At 42.8% G+C, this 19,958-nt stretch carries 21 protein-coding genes; 15 read left to right on the forward strand and 6 right to left on the reverse strand.

The features are described from left to right. The 7 genes from lepB to MJ764_RS01135 all read left to right on the forward strand — a co-directional run bounded on the left by lepB (position 1) and on the right by MJ764_RS01135 (position 6,264). On the forward strand, positions 1–987 hold the full coding sequence (lepB, locus tag MJ764_RS01105; RefSeq protein ID WP_239323868.1) for a signal peptidase I: 987 nt from the start codon (positions 1–3) through the stop codon (positions 985–987). 130 nt (positions 988–1,117) lie between these two features. Continuing rightward, positions 1,118–1,843 carry a ribonuclease III gene (gene rnc / locus MJ764_RS01110; RefSeq protein ID WP_420853906.1) on the forward strand — a complete coding sequence of 242 codons (726 nt, stop codon included), beginning with the start codon at positions 1,118–1,120 and terminating at the stop codon, positions 1,841–1,843. A gap of 25 nt (positions 1,844–1,868) precedes the next feature. Further along, positions 1,869–2,750 carry a hypothetical protein gene (locus MJ764_RS01115; protein ID WP_239323869.1) on the forward strand — a complete coding sequence of 294 codons (882 nt, stop codon included), beginning with the start codon at positions 1,869–1,871 and terminating at the stop codon, positions 2,748–2,750. 132 nt (positions 2,751–2,882) lie between these two features. Then, the gene (locus MJ764_RS01120) at positions 2,883–3,404 is read left to right on the forward strand and encodes a DUF2867 domain-containing protein (RefSeq protein ID WP_239323872.1); all 522 of its coding nucleotides are present in this window, start codon (positions 2,883–2,885) and stop codon (positions 3,402–3,404) included. A 302-nt stretch (positions 3,405–3,706) separates the two neighbouring features. Then, complete coding sequence (gene era, locus MJ764_RS01125) at positions 3,707–4,630, forward strand: GTPase Era (RefSeq protein ID WP_239323884.1); 924 nt, start codon at positions 3,707–3,709, stop codon at positions 4,628–4,630. A 178-nt stretch (positions 4,631–4,808) separates the two neighbouring features. Continuing rightward, positions 4,809–5,369: a tRNA 5-(aminomethyl)-2-thiouridylate-methyltransferase MnmM gene (gene mnmM / locus MJ764_RS01130; RefSeq protein WP_239323886.1), complete on the forward strand. Its 561-nt coding sequence runs from the start codon at positions 4,809–4,811 to the stop codon at positions 5,367–5,369. Positions 5,370–5,400: 31 nt separating this feature from the next. Continuing rightward, a complete protein-coding gene (locus tag MJ764_RS01135) occupies positions 5,401–6,264 on the forward strand; it encodes an ATP-binding protein (RefSeq protein WP_239323888.1) in 864 nt (287 codons plus the stop codon). Between the two features lie 51 nt (positions 6,265–6,315). On the opposite strand, the gene MJ764_RS01140 is transcribed toward MJ764_RS01135, so the two are convergent. The 3 genes from MJ764_RS01140 to xseA all read right to left on the reverse strand — a co-directional run bounded on the left by MJ764_RS01140 (position 6,316) and on the right by xseA (position 8,667). Beyond that, positions 6,316–6,675, reverse strand: a complete 360-nt coding sequence (locus MJ764_RS01140) for a hypothetical protein (RefSeq protein ID WP_239323890.1) — start codon at positions 6,673–6,675, stop codon at positions 6,316–6,318. Positions 6,676–6,832: 157 nt separating this feature from the next. Beyond that, entirely contained in the window at positions 6,833–7,252 is a 420-nt protein-coding gene (locus MJ764_RS01145; RefSeq protein WP_239323892.1) for a hypothetical protein, read from the reverse strand. Between the two features lie 62 nt (positions 7,253–7,314). Further along, the gene (gene xseA, locus MJ764_RS01150; protein WP_239323894.1) at positions 7,315–8,667 is read right to left on the reverse strand and encodes an exodeoxyribonuclease VII large subunit; all 1,353 of its coding nucleotides are present in this window, start codon (positions 8,665–8,667) and stop codon (positions 7,315–7,317) included. 108 nt (positions 8,668–8,775) lie between these two features. Here xseA and lpxK point away from each other — a divergent pair, with 108 nt between their 5' ends. The 6 genes from lpxK to MJ764_RS01180 all read left to right on the forward strand — a co-directional run bounded on the left by lpxK (position 8,776) and on the right by MJ764_RS01180 (position 13,239). Beyond that, positions 8,776–9,843 carry a tetraacyldisaccharide 4'-kinase gene (lpxK, locus tag MJ764_RS01155; RefSeq protein WP_239323896.1) on the forward strand — a complete coding sequence of 356 codons (1,068 nt, stop codon included), beginning with the start codon at positions 8,776–8,778 and terminating at the stop codon, positions 9,841–9,843. A 279-nt stretch (positions 9,844–10,122) separates the two neighbouring features. Beyond that, complete coding sequence (locus tag MJ764_RS01160) at positions 10,123–10,311, forward strand: Trm112 family protein (protein WP_100089508.1); 189 nt, start codon at positions 10,123–10,125, stop codon at positions 10,309–10,311. Beyond that, positions 10,308–11,075 (forward strand): 3-deoxy-manno-octulosonate cytidylyltransferase, encoded by a 768-nt coding sequence (gene kdsB, locus MJ764_RS01165; protein WP_239323898.1) that lies wholly within the window; start codon positions 10,308–10,310, stop codon positions 11,073–11,075. Before MJ764_RS01160 ends, kdsB begins: the two co-directional genes overlap by 4 nt. A gap of 54 nt (positions 11,076–11,129) precedes the next feature. Further along, positions 11,130–11,777: an adenylate kinase gene (gene adk / locus MJ764_RS01170; protein WP_239323900.1), complete on the forward strand. Its 648-nt coding sequence runs from the start codon at positions 11,130–11,132 to the stop codon at positions 11,775–11,777. A gap of 130 nt (positions 11,778–11,907) precedes the next feature. After that, entirely contained in the window at positions 11,908–12,438 is a 531-nt protein-coding gene (locus MJ764_RS01175) for a CNP1-like family protein (RefSeq protein WP_239323902.1), read from the forward strand. A 9-nt stretch (positions 12,439–12,447) separates the two neighbouring features. After that, positions 12,448–13,239 (forward strand): sulfite exporter TauE/SafE family protein, encoded by a 792-nt coding sequence (locus tag MJ764_RS01180; RefSeq protein ID WP_420853910.1) that lies wholly within the window; start codon positions 12,448–12,450, stop codon positions 13,237–13,239. Between the two features lie 44 nt (positions 13,240–13,283). Here MJ764_RS01180 and tadA read toward each other — a convergent pair whose 3' ends face one another. Then, positions 13,284–14,051, reverse strand: coding sequence for a tRNA adenosine(34) deaminase TadA (tadA, locus tag MJ764_RS01185; protein ID WP_239323904.1), 768 nt, complete (start codon positions 14,049–14,051; stop codon positions 13,284–13,286). A gap of 578 nt (positions 14,052–14,629) precedes the next feature. Then, a complete protein-coding gene (bioB, locus tag MJ764_RS01190) occupies positions 14,630–15,679 on the reverse strand; it encodes a biotin synthase BioB (RefSeq protein ID WP_239323906.1) in 1,050 nt (349 codons plus the stop codon). A gap of 433 nt (positions 15,680–16,112) precedes the next feature. Here bioB and MJ764_RS01195 point away from each other — a divergent pair, with 433 nt between their 5' ends. Together MJ764_RS01195 and trmA are read left to right on the forward strand one after the other, a co-directional pair. Beyond that, entirely contained in the window at positions 16,113–16,829 is a 717-nt protein-coding gene (locus tag MJ764_RS01195) for an SDR family NAD(P)-dependent oxidoreductase (protein WP_239323908.1), read from the forward strand. Positions 16,830–16,876: 47 nt separating this feature from the next. Then, entirely contained in the window at positions 16,877–17,968 is a 1,092-nt protein-coding gene (trmA, locus tag MJ764_RS01200; RefSeq protein ID WP_239324076.1) for a tRNA (uridine(54)-C5)-methyltransferase TrmA, read from the forward strand. 146 nt (positions 17,969–18,114) lie between these two features. Here trmA and aspS read toward each other — a convergent pair whose 3' ends face one another. Next, positions 18,115–19,923: an aspartate--tRNA ligase gene (gene aspS / locus MJ764_RS01205; protein WP_239323910.1), complete on the reverse strand. Its 1,809-nt coding sequence runs from the start codon at positions 19,921–19,923 to the stop codon at positions 18,115–18,117. Positions 19,924–19,958 lie beyond the last annotated feature (35 nt).

Below are 19,958 nucleotides of genomic sequence, written 5' to 3' on the forward strand. Positions count from 1 at the left end.
ATGTCGAATACGATGATTATAGGTGCAGCAGTACTTCTGGTGCTGGGTATTCTGCTGTTTTTCAAAAGCGCAAAAGTGCGCGAGGAAAATGGTGAGTGGAGTGGCGCATTGCAATGGGGCTATCTGCTGATACTGGTCGGTGCTTTTGGTCTGTTATCAACACAGATAAGTTTTACCGCAGTATTGTTACTATTTGTGCTATTTACTGGTATAGCCTGGTTTGTACACCGGCGCCGGCAGAAAAAGAATCCCAGCCAGATGGACGATAATCACTTTACAGATTATATGAGTGGTTTTTTTCCCATCATTTTGCTGGTGTTTATACTGCGTACTTTTGTGGCAGAACCTTTTCAAATTCCATCCAGCTCAATGCGCCCGGGTTTGATTTCCGGTGATTTTATTCTGGTGAATAAATTTGTGTATGGTATTCGCCTGCCGATTCTGAATAATGTACTGATTCCCGTAAGCAAAGTTGAGCGCGGTGATGTGATGGTATTCAATTATCCAGAAGATACACGGATAAACTATATTAAACGGGTGATAGGTTTACCGGGTGATGTTATCACTTATAAGGATAAAACACTGACAATCAATGGTAAGGTAGTCAACGATATAGATGAGCAGAAGCTATACAACTATGCAGAGCAGGTACCCAATTTTGGCACAATGCCAATTCAGGCTCAGCAAGTGACTGAACAGCTTGATAATAAATTGGTTGAAGTGTTAAAAATGCCACAACAGCCTTCAGTTATTCTTCAAGGTGTACGGTCTTTTTCCAATCGTGAGTTGTGTACCTATTATCCTGATGGCAGTGGATTCAGTTGTACCGTTCCGGCTGGAAAATACTTCATGATGGGTGACAATCGCGATAACAGTGAAGATAGTCGCTACTGGGGCTTTGTAGATGACAGACTGGTTGTAGGCAAAGCGTTTCTGATATGGCTGAATATGGGTGATATGAAACGAATCGGCACCAAAATTCAGTAATGTCTGATTTCAAGCGCAAGATTCAGTCTTGCGCTTTGTCTATGCGGCAACACTATATTGATTCTGATAGTACAGATTGATTAAAGAGTTCTGCCTGAAAGATAATTAATTCATTATTAAAGAAAGTTAAATGAAAAAAACTGATGTACGGCATGAAAATGCTTTGGGTTATGTTCAAAAAATGTTTGGCTATCATTTTAAGCAATCGAAATTATTGCAACAGGCATTGACCCATCGTAGTTACAGCGCGTTACACAATGAGCGGTTTGAGTTTATTGGTGACTCAATTTTGAATTATTCTGTAGCCAAAATGCTGTTTGAGGCGTTTCCGCGCCTGACAGAAGGTGAGCTGTCCAGAATGCGTGCTAATCTGGTGAATCAGGAAACACTGGCACAAATCGCAACTGAATTAAAAGTAGGTGATGCTCTGTTGCTGGGTAGCGGCGAATTGAAAAGCGGCGGCTTTAGGCGTCCGTCCACACTGGCAGATGCAATGGAGGCATTGTTTGCCGCTGTGAGTTTTGATGCCGATTTCAATACAGCCGAAGCTGTGGTACGCCGTTTATATGCAGAACGAATCCGGCATATCAATCCGCAAAATAGTGGTAAGGATGCAAAAACACGGTTGCAGGAAGCCCTACAGGCAAGGCATATGCCATTGCCCAAATACAGAATTGTAGACCAGATTGGTGATGCGCATGATCAGCAATTCGTAGTGCAATGTGATTTGGGAGAAACTGGTTTTCAAACTGAAGCAGCAGGACATAGCCGACGTGAAGCAGAACAGCAAACGGCACAGACGGCTCTGGCTTGGTTAGAAAAGAATTTTCCGTCAGCAAAAATTCGAAAAAAATAAATTATCAACCATAATCGGTATACAGATGAGATTTTTATGGTTTCTTGCCCTGTTACTAAGCCATAGTATATGGGCAAAAACAGTGCATTCTCTTGACGAAGTCTATCCCAATATTAACCATTCCGCTGGTCGGGAATTTGTTGCAGAGGAGCTGGAGGATGTAAAGCCAATTGATTATTTTGGTCGTGATTTTTTTTCAAAATCAGATGAATTTAAAAAAATTCTGGCTTTAGTCGATGCGAAGAAGGCAGGTGAGGAAAACTGGCATTTTGCGGGCATTAAGGCATGGCCAAGTCAACCTGATACCTATATTTTTATAGCCTGTTCTAGTATTCAGAAAGATAATAACGATCACTGTCATTATCTGGAAAAAGGTAAAACAGTCATTGCTGTGTTGCATTTTGATCAGATAAAAGGCTTTTCATTGATGGCTAAGCCATGGATTGAAAGCGGTACTGATCTGGAAAACAGTGGCTTTCTTCTGAATAATGATTCAGGTGTGCAGGTTATTGGAAATCCGAGGCGTTATGATTTTGCTCCATATCGATTAAGCTCGGATGTATTAGCTTTTGGTGTATGGCATAATACATCTACAGGCTATGCAGGCGGAGGAGCTCTTGATGAATCAGTAACATTATTTGCTGTGATTAACGGTGAATTACTGCCAGTTTTCAATGCACCGACGTATCACTTTGCTAATTATGCAGGAGAATGGCATGAAGATGGCACACGTGACCATGAAATTCATGAAAATGTTTATATTATTAGAATTCTGCCAACGTCACATGATGGAATGAAAGATATTCTTTGGTCGGAAAAGGGTAACGCAAAAAAGGTATCTATGATATATCATTGGAATAAGCTAGAGAAAAGATATATTCCTGTTAAAAAATCAATTATTCAATAACGAAAATTGAGCTGTTGATTAGCCAGTGTCAAGTATTCCAGTATGGGCAAATATCATCCAATTCACTGGAAAATCAGTATTCCCTGTATAAGCACTCAGATTACTTAAATATTTATATCGATAAGGAAAAAAATGATTAACAGGCAAACGACAATTTCCAAAACGCTGACTGAGCTACCTGATAATGTTACTCTGGTTGCAGAAAAATTGGATTATCTGGATTGCCAGAAGAAAGAAATTTGCAAAAATATTACAGCATATGAAGCTTATAAAATGATGACATCTAATCAGCCCGAATGGCTAAGGATGTTATTTAAGCTTAGGGATATTCTAGTCAAACCGGCAGGCGTGCGGGCTATACAAGGGTTTACTAATCTGAATGAGGACAAGTATAAATCCGGCCAGATAAATACAGCTCATTTTTTTACCATAACCGAAGACACTGCGGATAAGCTTACTTTGATTGTGAAAGATTCGCATTTGGACGTTTGCGTATGCGTGCGGATTACTGAGAATACTTCTAATCCCGGTAAAAACATGCTTTATCTGGTTGCATCAGTAAGAAATCATAATTTCTGGGGGTGTTTGTATATGTTGCCCGTTTCAATACTTCATCCGTTTATTGTCCATAAACTATTTGAAAATATTGATTAGTCAAGTTGTAAGAATCTAATTTGTAAAATGTAATTTGCTCTAAGCCTTATGTGTAGCACGGCAGCAATGCTGATGTGCTGAAGATTCAACGCGGTATAAAATGGGTAAAGAAAACTTGCAGAACAAGCAATTATTCAGGAATACACTAGTTTCTATTTTTAACTATGCAGATTCATAGCCTATAATCTGTTTTTGCAACGTTGCATTGGTAAATTTATTGTCTTTTAAAATTCCATATTTTGGAAAATGCCAGTTTATTATTCGCTACGCTGTGGTTATTTTATATCTTTTGGAAAGAGTGTATGTCTGAAGTGCCTAGTCATAATTATCCATCTCCGTCAGACAATTTTCGCTGTGGCTTTGTTGCCATTGTCGGCCGCCCGAATGTGGGTAAATCGACATTAATGAATCACCTTATTGGCCAGAAAATCAGTATTACCAGTAAAAAAGCTCAGACTACCCGCCATAGAGTTAATGGTATTTATACCGATAATGAAGCGCAATTGATCTTTGTTGATACGCCAGGCTTTCAGACTTATCACCGTAATGCACTGAATGATCGTTTGAATCAGAATGTTACTGAAGCAGTAGCTGGTGTAGATGTGATTGTTTTTGTGATTGAGGCATTACGCTTTTCTGATGCAGATCGCGAAGTATTGCAGCAATTACCGCAGCGTATTCCCGTGGTGCTGGTCGTTAATAAGGTAGACAAGGATAAAGCAAAAGACCAAAGTGTCATGCAGGCTTTTATTGAAGAAGTACAGCAGGCTTTTACTTTTACCAAGGTGGCACTGGTGAGTGCCAAGCATGGTTTGGGTGTTGCCCAACTGGTACATACACTCAAACCCATGCTCCCACAGGGAATCCCGCTTTATCCTGAAGATATGGTAACAGATAAATCGGCACGATTTCTGGCTATGGAAATTGTGCGCGAAAAGCTGTTTCGCTATCTGGGTGAAGAGCTGCCATATGCCATGAACGTTGAAGTGGAGCAGTTTGCCGAAGAGGATGGGCTATACCAGATTTATATTGCAGTTCTGGTGGATAAAGACAGCCAGAAAGGTATTCTGATTGGTAAAGGTGGGGAAAAACTGAAAAAAATTTCCACTGAAGCACGCTTGGATATGGAAAAGCTGTTTGAAACCAAAGTATTTTTAAAGGTTTGGGCAAAAGTTAAATCTGGCTGGGCTGACGATATTCGTTTTTTACGAGAATTGGGCATGTAAGGTTTAATAAATATAAATATTTATCTGCCCAGATACCGCTGTACAGGCAAGAAAACAGCTCACTCAGTTTGTGCAGGTATTTTGTTAATATAGAAATATTTTGATATCCTTGACATGTATTTGTTTATAAATGTAATCAGACATTGCTCTGCATCAGCTAGCAGGTAGTAGTGGGTTTATGCTCTTAAATATTCTGGACTTTGTACATGCCAGTATTCAGCAAGTGGTGCAGGCTGGTGATACGGTGATAGATGCTACAGCGGGTAACGGGCACGATACTCTTTTTCTGGCCAAATGTGTTGGCGAACAGGGTAAGGTAATGGCCTTTGATATCCAGAAAGCTGCATTGCAGGCAACCAGTAAAAGATTGGTCAATGCAGACATGCGTGAACGGGTTGAGCTGATTGAGGCCGGGCATGAGCATCTGGATGATTATATTGAGGGTGAAATTAGTGCCATTATGTTTAATCTGGGCTATTTACCGGGAGCAGACAAAAACTGTACTACTAAAGCCTCTACAACACTGCAAGCCATGCAGGCCGGATTAGCTCATCTGGCGATTAATGGGGTGCTGGCTGCGGTTTTATATCCGGGGCATGAGCAGGGCAGAATTGAAGCTCACGCAGTACAGGAATGGGCTGCCGGCTTACCACAACAGCAGATAGCGGTATTAAAATATGCTTTTATTAATCGGGTACATAATGCGCCATATGCTTTGTTATTGCAAAAGCATGCATAACACCACGAGTTAAAGCAAAAGGAAACTAGAGATGAAACGTAGGGAACTGATAGAACTGGCTGCCACTGTATTACAGCGGCTGGACGCCATCTTACCACCATTAGCTCAGGAGCCAGACTGGACGGCGGTTGCTTATCGCTGGCATAGGCTGGGTAATAAGGGCATTCTGGAAAGCCTGCCCCATCCACACACTTTTGCCCTGAACTGTCTGGCTGCAGTAGATGAACAACGACGCCAGCTGGTGCGCAATACCGAACAGTTTCTTGCTGGCCGGCCAGCAAACAATGTATTAATGACAGGTGCGCGTGGTACGGGTAAATCATCACTGGTTAAAGCATTATTGCATCAATATGCTGCTCAGGGCTTACGTCTGGTGGAAGTGGATAAAAGTGATTTGCTCACTTTACCCGCGTTGCTTACTATGCTGGCGCAACGGCCAGAAAAATTTATTCTTTTTTGTGATGATTTATCGTTTGAAGACGGCGACGATGCTTACAAGGCATTGAAAACTACGCTGGATGGTGGCTTGTCACAGCGCTGTGACAATGTACTGGTTTATGCTACTTCCAATCGTCGGCATCTGATGCCTGAATATATGGCCGACAACCTTGCACAGACTGGTAGTGGTGGCGAAGTCCACCCACAGGAGGCGGTAGAAGAAAAGGTATCATTATCTGATCGCTTCGGTTTGTGGCTGAGTTTTTACCCATTCGACCAGAATGCCTATTTGCAGGCAGTAGAAAACTGGCTGGAAGAAGCTGGTTTACACTTGGATGACATAGCCAGACGTGCTGCACTTAACTGGAGCCAGAGTCGTGGCAGTCGCTCGGGCAGGGTGGCTTGGCAATTTGTCTGTGACTGGGTTGGGCGGGAACCACAAGAAAGAAAAGTTTAATTTTTTCTGTGTGAAGATTTTTTGGTTCTTCAACTTAAAAAAATAATATAATTAATTATGGAGTAGATTTAATAAATCTTTTTGTAATAATTTATTTTTTTTATATATTGTTAATGAATTATCTTGAACAATATATAAATAATCATTGTTTTGAAATTGATAGCCTAAAAGACGATGAGATAAATAATCATTTATTGTTTTTCCTTTCAACTGTATAAAAGCTTTATCTTTCTTTTTTGTGCCTTCATAATAAACATTATCACAATCTAATTCTCCTTCTTTACAACAAGAAACGATTTTAATTGTATATCTCGCTGATTCATAATTATTAGCATATAAGCAATCACGGGTAAGTTCTTCAGCGGAGCAAGTGAAAGACAATAAAATCGTTAGTATCATCAATAGTTTCATATTTGTGCCTTTCAGTATTATACGGTTATAGCTTGTTTATTTAGAATTTTAATGAATGAATTTAAATAGTCGGTTTTAATTGATTACTTGGATGACTATCTATACGCTGTATTTCAGACAAATTTTTGTGATGGTTAATTTTGCCAATATAAGTTTTTTAATTCTTAATCTTTACAGGATGCAATATGGCTTTTTTGTCAAAATAATATTCTCCATTTGGCGCAGTAATTAAATCCCATTTTAAATTATGCCTCTGTAAAGTAATGATTGCTATACCGTCTTTGCCACCAAAAGTACTATCAAAATGAACCTTAATTTGATTATTCGCCAGCCGGGATTTGAATCTTATATGACAATCTATTTTATTACCAAAATGAGCAATTGAGCACAACTCTCCCGCTACGGTATCATCGGTATTTATTTTTAACTGTATTGAAAAAGTACTATATGGTATTTCGCTATTATCTAAATAAATTTTATTGGTCCAAAGTCCTTTAATATTTACAGCATATACGCTTCCTGAATGAAATATGAAAAAAGAGAAAAGGATTAAATAGCGTATAAAACTAAGCTTCATGGATATTACCTTTTGATAATTATCTTCTTGTTTTAAAATGCTTTATATAAATCAGCAAAAGCTTAATTATCAAATAAATCAGACTGAACTTTGGGCGGAGCCACCTGTACACGGCGTTCACCTGTAGCAAAGCGGATATTAAGATACTGGCCGGTTTTCAGTTTGCTGCTATCGCTAATAACCTGTCCGCGCTGATTGGTTACTACGCTATAGCCTCTGGCCAGAATCTGCAACGGTGAAACAGCCTCTAGCACGGAAGCTTGCTGTTGTAGGCGCTGCTGTGCACGCAGCAGAATATGATGCCAAAATTGCTGCAACTGCTGTGTGCGGTAGGCGAGTGCCTGCTGCGCATGAGTAGTTTGTGGGCGCAAGCTGTTTAAACTGCGTTGTTGCTGTAACAGATTTTGCTGTTGCTGTCTGATCTGACGTTGCATACTTAGCTGTAACTGGCGTTGCAGGTCTGATAGTTGCTGCTGCTGTTGCTGCCAGTTTTGTTGCGGGTGCTTTAACTGACGTGCCAACCAGTCGAGTTTCTGTGAAGCATCATAATAGCGCTGTTGCAACAATTGGCGAATGTGGGTTTGCCATTGAGCAACAGTGTGCCGTAATTGTGCCATATCCGGGCTGACCAGTTCTGCGGCCGCAGTTGGTGTAGGTGCGCGCACATCGGCAGCAAAATCGGTTAGGGTAAAATCGGTTTCATGGCCAACACCGCTAACGGTAGGGATAGTACTATCGGCCACAGCCCGTACCACAATTTCTTCATTATAAGACCATAAATCCTCAATACTACCGCCGCCGCGGCAGATAATCAGTACATCTGCCTGCGCATGCTCGTTGGCAGTGGCAATGGCAGATGCAATCTGCTGTTCACTGCCGGCTCCCTGTACCGCCGTTGGATAGACAATCACGCTGATGCCACTATGACGCCGACGTAAAGTTGTCACCACGTCGCGCAAAGCTGCTGCGGCTAGACTGGTGACCACACCCACCACTTTCGGATGGGGCGGTAACTGGCGTTTGCGTTGAGGAGAAAATAAACCTTCCGCAGTTAATTGTTGCTTCAGACGTTCATAAGCTTCATATAACTGTCCCAAACCCTTATGCCGCACAGCATTAATGGTAATCTGAAATTCACCACGGGCTTCGTAAATACTGATTTTTCCGGCTACCTCAAGATCATCGCCTTCCTGCAAAGGCCGGCTAAGTTGCTGTGCCACGCCTTTAAACAGTACGCATCTGACCTGTGCACGGGCATCTTTTAAAGAGAAATAATAGTGTCCGCTGGCGGCACGGGTAAGATTGGAAACTTCACCGCCAATCCATAAACCAACCAGATTCTGTTCAAGTAATTGCCGGGCACATGCATTGAGTTCAGAGACACTTAATGCAGCTGGAGCAAAGAAATCAGACATAAAAAACACCATTATTTCGAGCGATTTTGTGGTGTAGATATTATACGGCCTTTTTTACTGGGTTTCAGTTCTGTATATACACCGTGGTATAGTGCCATTTTGTCATTTATGAGCAGAATTATGGGCTGGTTAGCCGGTTTGATACAACGCCACTGGCAGCATCCACAGACAGGGCTGACCATACTGTTATGGCCGCTGGCACGGGTTTTTCAGATAATAGCGATGCTGCGCTGCTGGCTCTATCGAGTTGGGCTATTGCCGAGTAAGCGACTGTCCTGTCCGGTAGTGGTAATCGGCAATATTCATGTTGGCGGCGTGGGTAAAACTCCCTTAGTGGCTGCATTGGTGCAGGCGTTGCAGCAGCGGCAGATTAAGGTTGGTATCATCAGCCGTGGCTATGGGCGTTCCAGCACAGATACGGTAATTATCAATGCCTGTACTACGGCATCAGAAGCCGGAGATGAACCGCTGATGCTGTTTCAGCAAACTCAGGCACCGATTGCCGTTGCCAGTACACGCGAGGCTGCGGGTAAAGCACTATTACAGGTACACCCGGATTTGCAGCTTCTGCTAAGCGATGATGGCCTGCAACATTATGCTCTCAAGCGGGATATGGAAATTGTGGTGTTTCCAGCGGCGGATATTGGTAAAACAATGGATTTGCTACCCAATGGCCCGTTGCGTGAATCACTTGGCCGTTTGCACCTGGTTGATGGCGTAATATTCAGCCAGGGCGATGCAATAGCCATGCAGCGAGCACAGCAGTTTGGCATGCTAAAAACACAGTGGTGTGGCTACAGCACATTAAATTATGCTGATTTTTATTGCCTGAACCAGCCGCGGCAGACAGCACAAGCAATAGAGTTTGCAGGCAAGCATTGTGCGGCCATCGCTGCTATTGGCCGACCAGAGCGTTTTTTTCAGGCACTACAAACTTTAGGCATTGATCTGAAGCAAACTATTGCGCTAAACGACCATGCTGTAATTGAACCAACAGACTGGCCGGAAGCAGATGTGATATTTATTACCGAAAAAGATGCAGTTAAGCTGACCATGCCTTTGCAACATAATATCTGGGTTTTGCCTCTCTCGGCTCAAATCTGCCCCGATTTGGCTGAATTTATTCAGTTCCGATTACAATTACACAGTACTGCTACAATAAAGACGTTATCGTGATGAAAAAGATGCCATGAACACTGGGTACTGGTAAAATTTCTGTAAATTGTTCGCACAGCATTTATGGATTGCACAGACTGGTTTGGCTGGTATTGCAGGAGAGGAATTTCTGTTTAGGCTGAATATTTCAACGTACCCTGTATCACCATTTCAATATATGGTAAAGTCATTCATTGATGTTATGTGTAAATTATTAACTGGCAATGCCTCATTCAGACATCAGGCTGAATGAAAAACGATAGATATCGCTTACCACTGTTGTGGTACTAAGGACAGAAAATGGATCAAAAATATCTGGATATTCTGGTATGCCCCCAATGTAAGGGAAAATTGCAATGGCATGCACAGCAACAGGAGTTGTGGTGTAAGGCTTCGCGGCTGGCTTATCCGGTTAAAGACGGTATTCCCTATATGCTGGTAAATGAAGCACGCGAGTTATCTGACGAAGAATGTACAGCCGACGCATGAGTGATTTTGTTGTATTGATTCCGGCGCGCCTGTCTTCCAGCCGCCTGCCAAACAAGGCTTTAGCCGATATTCATGGTAAACCGATGGTGGTGCGGGTGGCTGAGCGCGCCCGCTCAAGTAAAGCCAGTAAAGTTGTTGTGGCCACAGATCATGCAGACATTCAGACTGCGTGTCAGGCTCATGGTATTGAAGCCGTATTAACGGCCGCAGAGCATGAAAGTGGCACCACACGTCTGGCTGAAGCAGCCAGCATTTTAAATTTGGCCGGAAGTGACTGTGTAGTCAATGTGCAGGGTGATGAGCCCCTGATTGAACCGGAACTGATTAATGCAGTGGCAGCACAGCTACAGCAAAGCTGTACCCCAATGGCTACAGCCGCACACTTATTAACTGATTACGCAGATTTTATTGACGCTAATTGTGTTAAGGTAGTGCTGAACAGCCAGCACAATGCATTGTATTTCAGCCGCGCAGCCATTCCTTGGCCGCGTGAGCTGATGCGCAGCGGTGCCGAAATGATGCCGAAAGATATACCGGTATATCGCCATATTGGTATTTATGGTTATCGGGTACAATTTCTGCACCAGTATTCTGATTTGACACCATCCCCATTAGAGCAGGCTGAATCGCTTGAGCAGCTACGGGTGTTATGGCATGGTTTCAACATCGCGGTACAAATTACATCTCACGCGCCCGCGGCTGGGGTTGATACGTTGGCAGATTTGGAACGGGTACGTGCCAGTTGGCCGGATATATACAAATAAATATGATTATTTACAGTGTATTAAATTAAAGTATAGACACATTCAGGAGTTGAAATGAAAATTTTATTGTTAGGTGCACCTGGAGCCGGCAAAGGCACACAGGCACAGTTTATTACCGCTGCGTTCAATATCCCGCAAATTTCAACCGGCGATATGCTCCGTGCAGCAGTTAAAGCAGGTACGCCATTGGGTATTGAGGCTAAAAAAATTATGGATGCCGGTGGTTTGGTGCGTGATGACATTATTATTGGTCTGGTTAAAGAACGTATTGCTCAGCCTGATTGTGCCAATGGCTTTTTGTTTGATGGCTTTCCACGTACACTGGCTCAGGCCGAAGCTATGGAAAAAGCCGGTGTGCATCTGGATGCTGTGGTGGAAATTGCTGTACCGGATGATGTGATTATTGAGCGTCTGTCAGGTCGTCGTGTGCATCAGGCTTCAGGTCGTACCTATCATGTAATATATAATCCACCAAAAGTAAGCGGTGTTGATGATGAAACGGGTGAACCACTAATTCAGCGTGACGATGATCAGGAGGAAACCATTAAGAAACGCTTGCAGGTTTACCACGAACAGACAGAAGTACTGATTGATTTTTATGGTAAACAGGATGGTGCTACGGCACCGGAGTATATCCGAGTAGATGGTACACAGCCGGTAGAAGCAGTTAAAACTCAGGTACTGGCAGCATTAAAACTTTAATATTCTACTCAGGCTGTCTGTTGCGAATTTAATTTTAATCGCAGGCAGCCTTTAATTTTGGCTACAATGTGCCAATACTTTTTCCAAACATATATGGCTGGATAAAATATTTAGCCGCGGAGACTTGGGTATGAATATTGCCAAAACTATGTTCGCAACTTTGCTGCTTGGTGTTTGTGCTCTGGCACTGGCACGCAAGGAAACCCTGTATAACGAACATTATATTGGCCCGGATGAAAATCAGGCATGGGAAGAAAATGCTGTGCCGATACCTGCCTATCCAGCAGGTAACGAACAGTGGGCTAATCTCTATATCAGCCAGACTTATACAGGCCAGCCCAAATTAATGCTGAACAGTATTCATATTAATACTGACCATACAATACATTATATTCTGAACCAGCAGTCTAAACAGGGTATCAATAATCTCTCTGCCGAAGCCATCCATTGCCCCACACGACGCATGAAAGTATTTGGATTTGGTGATGATGTCAATAAACGCTGGATACAGCCACGCAACAGTCAATGGAAAGTAATCGGTACCACCCTGAATGAGCTGGATAGAGTACGCTCAGTGCTGTATCAGACTTTCTGTGAAGACGGATTGCCACGTAATCAGCAGGAACTAATGCAACGTATTACTACCCGCGCTATGCGCTAGACAGGATTAATCGTGGAATGGTTCAGTGATGCTCATATCTGGAGGTTGTTAATCATCGGTTTTAGTGCCGGTTTGATGGATGCTGCTGTAGGAGGTGGCGGGCTGTTGCAGATACCCGGGCTTTTTAATGCTTTACCAAAGCATACCATTGTGCCTATTGTCATGGGCGTCAATAAGTTTGCATCAGCCAGTGGTACGCTGGTAGCTGCCGTACAATACACTCGACGTATACCTGTGCCATGGGCAATGCTGTTGCCAGCAGCCGTGCTTGCGTTTGTTTTTTCCTATCTGGGCTCGCATATTGTGGTGTATCTGCCCACAGCATGGATGAAACCGTCCATTCTGGTTATTTTAATTGTGATGGCGGTTTATACTTTTCTGAAAAAAGATCTCGGACAGGTTCAGCGTCGCAGCCATCTTAGTCGGCGCGAATATGTTTTTGGTCTCTTTATGGGGGCATTAATCGGCCTTTATGATGGTATTTTGGGCCCGGGTACCGGTAGTTTGCTGGCTTTTGTATTTGTGCGCTTTTTTGCCTTTGATTTCATTACGGCAACCGCTTCATCCAAAGTCATCAACCTGACAACCAATCTGGCCGCGCTGGCTTTCTTCATTCCAAACCAGTACGTGGTGTGGCACTGGGCAATTCCACTGGCTGCTGCCAATTTAACAGGCGGACTAATCGGAAGCAGACTGGCTATGATTGGTGGCAGTGAATTAATACGTAAAGGATTCATTATCGTGTTATGTATTATGATTTGCAGCTTTGGCCGTGATTTACTTATATCTTATTTTAAATAATATATTTTTGTATATCATGCTTGTAGTATGTCGTAGTCGCTTGTTTATATCTCTGTACTGCCAGCAGATATATCTGTTATTTGAACAGATTGGCGTTTGTGCCGGAAAAATTGCTGCAATAATTCTTTGGATTCAGCCGCCAGTACACCGCCCAGAATTGCGGTATGCGTATTAAGCTGGCGGTTAGCAAATAAATTAATCACACTGCCAGCAGCACCGGTTCTGGTTTCGGCAGTAGCATAAATTACTCTTTTCACTCTGGCCTGTATTAAGGCGCTGGCACACATGGCACAAGGTTCCAGAGTAATATATACATCACAATTTTGTAAGCGATAATTGCCCAGCGTGCTACTGGCCGCTGCCAGCGCCTGAATTTCAGCATGGTGGCTGACATTATGGTCGGTAATACAGCGATTATAGCCATAACCAATAAGATTATTTTCGTATACCACAACTGCACCTACCGGCACTTCATTCAGTAACTGTGCCTGCTGCGCTGCATGTAATGCCTGTTGCATCCAGTGTTGCATGATTTTTGCAGACGGAAACAGGGCTACAGGTGGATGCTGCTTTATCTGTTGACGCCAAAATGTTTTCTCTTCGGCACTAAAGCTCTGCGCGGTACGGTTTTCCACTAAAGCGATAAATTGCCATAACACGCTTTCAGTACTACTGGTGCTAATGTTTTTAAACTGTAAAAAAGCGGTAATGGCACCACGCTGCTGTAAATCCTCTACGCAATGTATATCAAGCTGTTTAAGAATGGCTATGGTTTTAGGTGCCAGCGGTGGTGTTGTTAATGGCGTATTCATAAGTAAAGAGAATGATTAATGCCTGTTATCCTACTATAAATCTGGCCAATCATGAAAAGGGAATTTGATATGCAGACGGTGTGATAATTACCGATCATCATGGTGGTTTGGGTGTGGGCTGGCTGAATATTATCTGACTCAGAAAATCAAAATTGTTTGCCCGATGAACCATGCTGGTTCTAGCTGCCAGAAGCAGTACGGTGATATATAATTGATTTGGCCGATACTAAGATTTAGGCCACATGATGACAATTGGCCAGCGAGCAAAATGATCTGGAAAACAAGGATGATATGGTTTTGATTAATAATACCGGTGTAGTGGAATTTAATGTGCTGATAAGGCTAAGTAGCACTACTTAACAAATTCCCGCCCAGCAAAGAGGCATGATTAAATCTATTCGGCAAAATTGTATTTTGATTACTTCTTCGTTTAGCACCTTGTTGGAATTTTTGTTAAATCAGAATGATTAGCCAATCTTAAATAGTTATTACTATAAAAAGCTAAATAGTGATTGGCCATTGATTTTCACTTATGAATCTTTTGCTTTGCTTGATGAACAGCTAAATATAACTTGTGGTTAAGCATTGGTACTATCGTTAAACATATTAGTTTGACCTTGCTCAATAATAGCTTGCTCTATAGCGGCTTGATGCACTTCATCGCCATAATCTTGTCGTGGTTCTGGCTTAATCCCTAATTTAATAAGTAATGCCTGATCTTTTTCTATCTGGGGATTAGCTGTTGTTAATAATTTATCTCCATAGAATATAGAATTAGCGCCTGCTAAAAAGGCTAGTGCTTGGGTTTGCTCATTCATTTGTTGCCGTCCTGCCGATAATCGCACATAGGATTTAGGCATCATAATACGGGCGACGGCAAGCATTCTGATAAAATCAAACGGGTCTATATCTGGTTCATTTTCCAGAGGTGTGCCTTTAACTTTAACTAAATTATTAATGGGAACGCTTTCTGGATGTTCTGCTAAATTCGCTAGCTGGATTAATAAATTAGCACGATCTTCGACTGATTCTCCCATCCCCAGAATACCACCTGCGCAAATTTTCATACCTGCTTCTCTTACATGAGCTAATGTCTGTAATCGATCACTGTAAGTATGAGTGGTGATGATATGAGTATAAAATTCTGGTGAAGTATCCAGGTTGTGATTATAGTAGTCTAGTCCGGCATCGGCCAAGGCATAGGCTTGATCTGGTGATAATTTACCTAAAGTCATACAAGTTTCCATGCCTAATGCTTTCACGCCTTTTACCATCTCTAAGACATAAGGCATATCTTTAGCCGTAGGATGTTTCCATGCAGCACCCATACAGAAACGGGTGGAACCTATTGCTTTAGCTGCTTTGGCTTTCTCTATGACCTTTTGTACCTCAAGTAATTTTTCTTTATCTAATCCTGTATTGTAATGGCCGGACTGAGGACAGTATTTGCAATCTTCTGGGCAGGCACCTGTTTTGATTGATAATAAGGTTGAAACCTGTACTTCATTGGAATTGAAGTATTGCCGATGTACGGTTTGAGCCTTGAAAATAAGATCATTAAAAGGTAATTGAAATAATTGCATTACTTCAGGCAGAGCCCAGTCATGACGAATAGTGCTCAAGGACATAGTAGTTTCCTTTAGTAGCAAGGTTGAGTTTTGCAATGAAACATAGTATTTAATGCTATATTGCTTACCATTTTTAAATTGTAAAATTTACATGAAGCGGAAATAGGTTTACGGACGGATGCAGTTTTTCTGTTTGTGCTATACTGTTTATTATCTGAAGTTAAGATCCGTCTGAATTGGTTTTCTCTCAGTATCAAAATTGCGATAATACGCTATCAATCCTGAATATGCTAATATTTTTTAAATGATAAATAGATGGTTTTGTGCCGCGCAGGTGTGAATCTTCTACGCAATGTATATCAAGCTGTTTTAGAATGATTATGGTTTTAAAGGCCAGTGGTAGTGTAGTTACCGGTATGCTCATCGGCTATGGATTTGCTTGACGTCCAGTGTCACTCTACCAATCTGGTTAATCTGGAAAAAGGAATTTGATATGCAAAATTGTGTGATTATTACTGGCCATAGTCGTGGCTTGGGGCGCGCTCTGGCTGAATACTATCTGACTCAGGAAATCAGGGTGGTTGGCCTGTCGCGGCATGGCTGGGACAATCCGCCTGAACGATTACTGCAATATGCAATTGATTTTGCTGATGCAGAGGCTATGGCTGCATTAGTACAATCAGCCAGTTGGCAGAATAATCTGGAAAACAAGAATGAGGTGATTCTGATTAATAATGCCGGGATGGTGGAACCAAATGCACTGGCTGGCCAGCAGGATTATGATGCAATTATTAATGCCGTAACGGTAAATATTGCTGCGCCATTGTTGTTAACCAATGCCGTGATTGCGGCTGCCACCAAAGCCGACATTCGTATTGCCCATATTAGTAGCGGTGCCGGCCGCCATGCGATAGCAGGCTGGAGTGTTTATGGTGCTACCAAGGCAGCACTGGATCAGCATGCAGCGGTAGTGGCAGCCGAGAAGCATCCGCGCGTGCGTATTGCCAGCATTGCACCTGGGGTGGTGGATACGAATATGCAGCAGAATATTCGTTCTGCCGAGGTAGAAAAATTTCCGCTGGTACATAATTTTATTAATTTAAAAGCGAAAAATCAGTTACAGAGTGCTGAAGATACGGCACAACAAATTGCTGCCATGATTGCAGCCGAAGATTATGGTCAGCAAACTCAGCGTGATGTGCGGGAATAAACAGGGGTTTGTTATAATGGCACCTTTTTGCTTTGCCTAATAATTTCATGACAACTGCCGCTTACGAACAACAACTGTCTGATAAACAGCTTTATCTGGATAATTTATTTGCAGACTGTGCTTTTCCACCGGTGCAGGTTTTTACTTCGCCTGCATCGCATTACCGGATGCGTGCCGAGTTTCGCATCTGGCATGATGGGGATGGGTGCAGTTATGCTATGTTTACGCCGGGTGAAAAAGCCAGTGCCAGTAATGTACGCAAGTTGCGTAATTTTACTATTGCTCATGAAAATATTAATTCACTGATGCCAAAGCTATTAGACAGCATACAGGCCAATGAGCTGATAAAAGCACGGCTGTTTCAGGTTGAGTTTTTAACCACACTGGCAGGTGACACGCTGGTAACGCTGATTTATCACAAAAAATTGGACGATAGCTGGGTTCAGGCGGCCAGAATATTGGCAGCCGAACTGGGTATTCAGATTTTGGGACGCAGTCGCGGTCAGAAAGTAGTTCTGGAACGAGATTATGTTATTGAGCAGTTAACTGTTAATCATGAGGTATTTCAGTACAAGCAGTTGGAAGGGGGCTTTACTCAGCCCAATGCAGAAGTATGTCAGTCTATGTTGAGCTGGGCTACGAATGTGGCGCAAGCGATTAATAGCGGAGATTTGCTGGAACTGTATTGTGGCAATGGTAATTTTACTCTGCCTCTGTCCCGCCATTTTCGCCGGGTGCTGGCTACAGAAGTATCAAAAACCTCTGTACAGGCTGCGCGCTGGAATATTGAAACTAATCAGATAAATAATATTGCTTTGGCTCGGCTGTCGGCTGAAGAATTTACTGAGGCTTATACCGGTGTCAGGGCTTTCCAGCGTTTGGCGAGCGAGCAAATTTATCTGGCTGATTATCAGTTCAGCTCGGTTTTTGTGGATCCGCCACGAGCCGGCATTGATCAGGCAACGCTTGAATTATTGCAAAAATTTGACAATATCATTTATGTATCGTGTAATCCTGTCACTTTGCACGAAAATCTGCAAATATTGCTAACTACGCATGAAGTTAAGCGGGCGGCGATGTTTGACCAGTTTCCTTTTACACCACATATTGAATCGGGTGTATGGCTGCAAAAGCGTTGATTAATCAATTATTGATAATATTCGGCTTAATCCAGTGCTGTGAATTTTAAAACGCTCTGATTTAACTCTCATCATCAATGATGATTCCGATAAAAAACTGCCTGACAGCTATCAGGCAGTTTTTTTATTGCATAAAGCAAAAGCAATTAATTCTGTTCTTCAGTTTGAGCTTTCTGACGTAAGCGCAAGCCTAATTCACGCAGTTGTTTTTCATCTACATGATTTGGTGCATCTACCAGCAAGTCCTGTGAACGTTGGGTTTTCGGGAAAGCAATAACGTCACGAATGGAGTCGGCTCCAGCCATCAGGGTAACCAGACGGTCCAGACCGAAAGCCAGACCACCGTGAGGTGGCGCACCGAATTTCAGGTTGCTTAGTAGAAAACCGAATTTGTTCTGTTGTTCTTCTGGTGTAATTTTTAGTGCAGCAAATACTTTTTCCTGAATGTCGGCACGATGGATACGGATGGAACCACCACCGATTTCCCAGCCGTTTAATACCATATCATAAGCACGGGCAAGGCATTGTTCGGGTGCACTTACCAGTAAATCTTCATGGCCAGTCTTGGGTGCAGTAAACGGGTGATGCATGGAGGACCAACGTTGTTCTTCCTCATCATATTCAAACATGGGGAAATCAACTACCCATAATGGGCGCCATTCTTCGGTAAAGTAGCCATTGGCCGCACCGTGTTCATGGCCAATTTTGACACGCAGGGCACCAATGGCTTCATTCACGACTTTAGCCTTGTCTGCGCCAAAGAAAATGATATCGCCATTCTGGGCACCGGTTTTTTCAATAATTGACTGCAATGCGCTATCAGAGAGGAATTTCACAATCGGAGACTGCAAGCCACTGTCTTCGCTATTGTTTATCTTGCTAATATCGTTAACCTTGATATAAGCCAGACCTTTGGCACCATAGATGCCTACAAACTCGGTATAAGTATCTATTTCTTTACGGCTCAATCCGGCGCCATTAGGTACACGCAATGCTACAACTCGGCCGTTTTTCATGTCGGCAGCAGCACGGAATACTTTAAATTCTTCCGTTTTCATGACATCTGTGAGCTCGGTAAATTGCAGGTTTACCCGTAAATCAGGCTTGTCTGAACCATACAGGAACATGGCGTCGTGCCAGCTCATGCGTGGGAAAGTGGGTAAATCGACAGACAATGCTTCCTGAAATACCAGTTTAACCATGTTTTCCGTGATATCCATGATTTCGTTCTCGCTAAGGAACGAAGTCTCCAAGTCAATTTGGGTAAACTCAGGTTGACGGTCGGCACGTAAATCTTCATCACGGAAACATTTAACAATCTGGTAGTAACGGTCAAATCCTGCCACCATCAATAACTGTTTGAATAATTGCGGTGATTGAGGTAACGCAAAAAATTCACCCGGGAATACACGGCTAGGTACTAGATAGTCACGGGCACCTTCCGGAGTAGAGCGGGTAAGCATCGGTGTTTCGATATCGATAAATCCCTGGCTGTCCAGATAACGGCGCACAGCCATAGCCACACGATAGCGTAGGCGCAGATTATTCTGCATTACCGGACGGCGCAAATCGATTATCCGGTTGGTAAGACGAACATTTTCGCTAATGCCTTCGTCATCAATCAGGAAAGGAGGGGTGGCAGCGGTATTAAGTATTTCTATTTCTTTGGCTAATAGTTCAATGCCGCCAGAAATCATTTTGTCGTTTTTGGTACCATCCGGGCGTGCACGAACACGGCCAGTAATGCTCAGTACATATTCATTACGGGCAGAGTCGGCCAGAGTAAATGCCTCTGGTGTATCAGGGTCAATCACAACCTGTACGATGCCTTCGCGGTCACGCAAGTCAATAAATATTACACCACCATGGTCGCGACGGCGATGTACCCAGCCTTTTACGGTGACGGTTTGATCGAGATATTGCTCGTTAATTAAGCCACAATAGTTGGTTCGCATTTTGATGCCTTTGTTGCAGTGATTACGGTTAATTG

It is taken from the genome of Snodgrassella gandavensis (assembly GCF_914768025.1).
GTDB lineage: Bacteria > Pseudomonadota > Gammaproteobacteria > Burkholderiales > Neisseriaceae > Snodgrassella > Snodgrassella gandavensis.

Bases quoted from the DNA above. Each gene is read 5' to 3' on its own strand.
- lepB (WP_239323868.1), top strand. From the start codon at position 1: ATGTCGAATACGATGATTATAGGTGCAGCAGTACTTCTGGTGCTGGGT.
- era (WP_239323884.1), top strand. From the start codon at position 3,707: ATGTCTGAAGTGCCTAGTCATAATTATCCATCTCCGTCAGACAATTTT.
- adk (WP_239323900.1), top strand. From the start codon at position 11,130: ATGAAAATTTTATTGTTAGGTGCACCTGGAGCCGGCAAAGGCACACAG.
- MJ764_RS01140 (WP_239323890.1), bottom strand. From the start codon at position 6,675: ATGAAACTATTGATGATACTAACGATTTTATTGTCTTTCACTTGCTCC.
- MJ764_RS01160 (WP_100089508.1), top strand. From the start codon at position 10,123: ATGGATCAAAAATATCTGGATATTCTGGTATGCCCCCAATGTAAGGGA.
- kdsB (WP_239323898.1), top strand. From the start codon at position 10,308: ATGAGTGATTTTGTTGTATTGATTCCGGCGCGCCTGTCTTCCAGCCGC.
- mnmM (WP_239323886.1), top strand. From the start codon at position 4,809: ATGCTCTTAAATATTCTGGACTTTGTACATGCCAGTATTCAGCAAGTG.
- trmA (WP_239324076.1), top strand. From the start codon at position 16,877: ATGACAACTGCCGCTTACGAACAACAACTGTCTGATAAACAGCTTTAT.
- xseA (WP_239323894.1), bottom strand. From the start codon at position 8,667: ATGTCTGATTTCTTTGCTCCAGCTGCATTAAGTGTCTCTGAACTCAAT.
- lpxK (WP_239323896.1), top strand. From the start codon at position 8,776: ATGAGCAGAATTATGGGCTGGTTAGCCGGTTTGATACAACGCCACTGG.
- MJ764_RS01120 (WP_239323872.1), top strand. From the start codon at position 2,883: ATGATTAACAGGCAAACGACAATTTCCAAAACGCTGACTGAGCTACCT.
- aspS (WP_239323910.1), bottom strand. From the start codon at position 19,923: ATGCGAACCAACTATTGTGGCTTAATTAACGAGCAATATCTCGATCAA.
- bioB (WP_239323906.1), bottom strand. From the start codon at position 15,679: ATGTCCTTGAGCACTATTCGTCATGACTGGGCTCTGCCTGAAGTAATG.
- tadA (WP_239323904.1), bottom strand. From the start codon at position 14,051: ATGAATACGCCATTAACAACACCACCGCTGGCACCTAAAACCATAGCC.
- MJ764_RS01135 (WP_239323888.1), top strand. From the start codon at position 5,401: ATGAAACGTAGGGAACTGATAGAACTGGCTGCCACTGTATTACAGCGG.
- MJ764_RS01145 (WP_239323892.1), bottom strand. From the start codon at position 7,252: ATGAAGCTTAGTTTTATACGCTATTTAATCCTTTTCTCTTTTTTCATA.
- MJ764_RS01115 (WP_239323869.1), top strand. From the start codon at position 1,869: ATGAGATTTTTATGGTTTCTTGCCCTGTTACTAAGCCATAGTATATGG.
- MJ764_RS01175 (WP_239323902.1), top strand. From the start codon at position 11,908: ATGAATATTGCCAAAACTATGTTCGCAACTTTGCTGCTTGGTGTTTGT.
- rnc (WP_420853906.1), top strand. From the start codon at position 1,118: ATGAAAAAAACTGATGTACGGCATGAAAATGCTTTGGGTTATGTTCAA.
- MJ764_RS01195 (WP_239323908.1), top strand. From the start codon at position 16,113: ATGCAAAATTGTGTGATTATTACTGGCCATAGTCGTGGCTTGGGGCGC.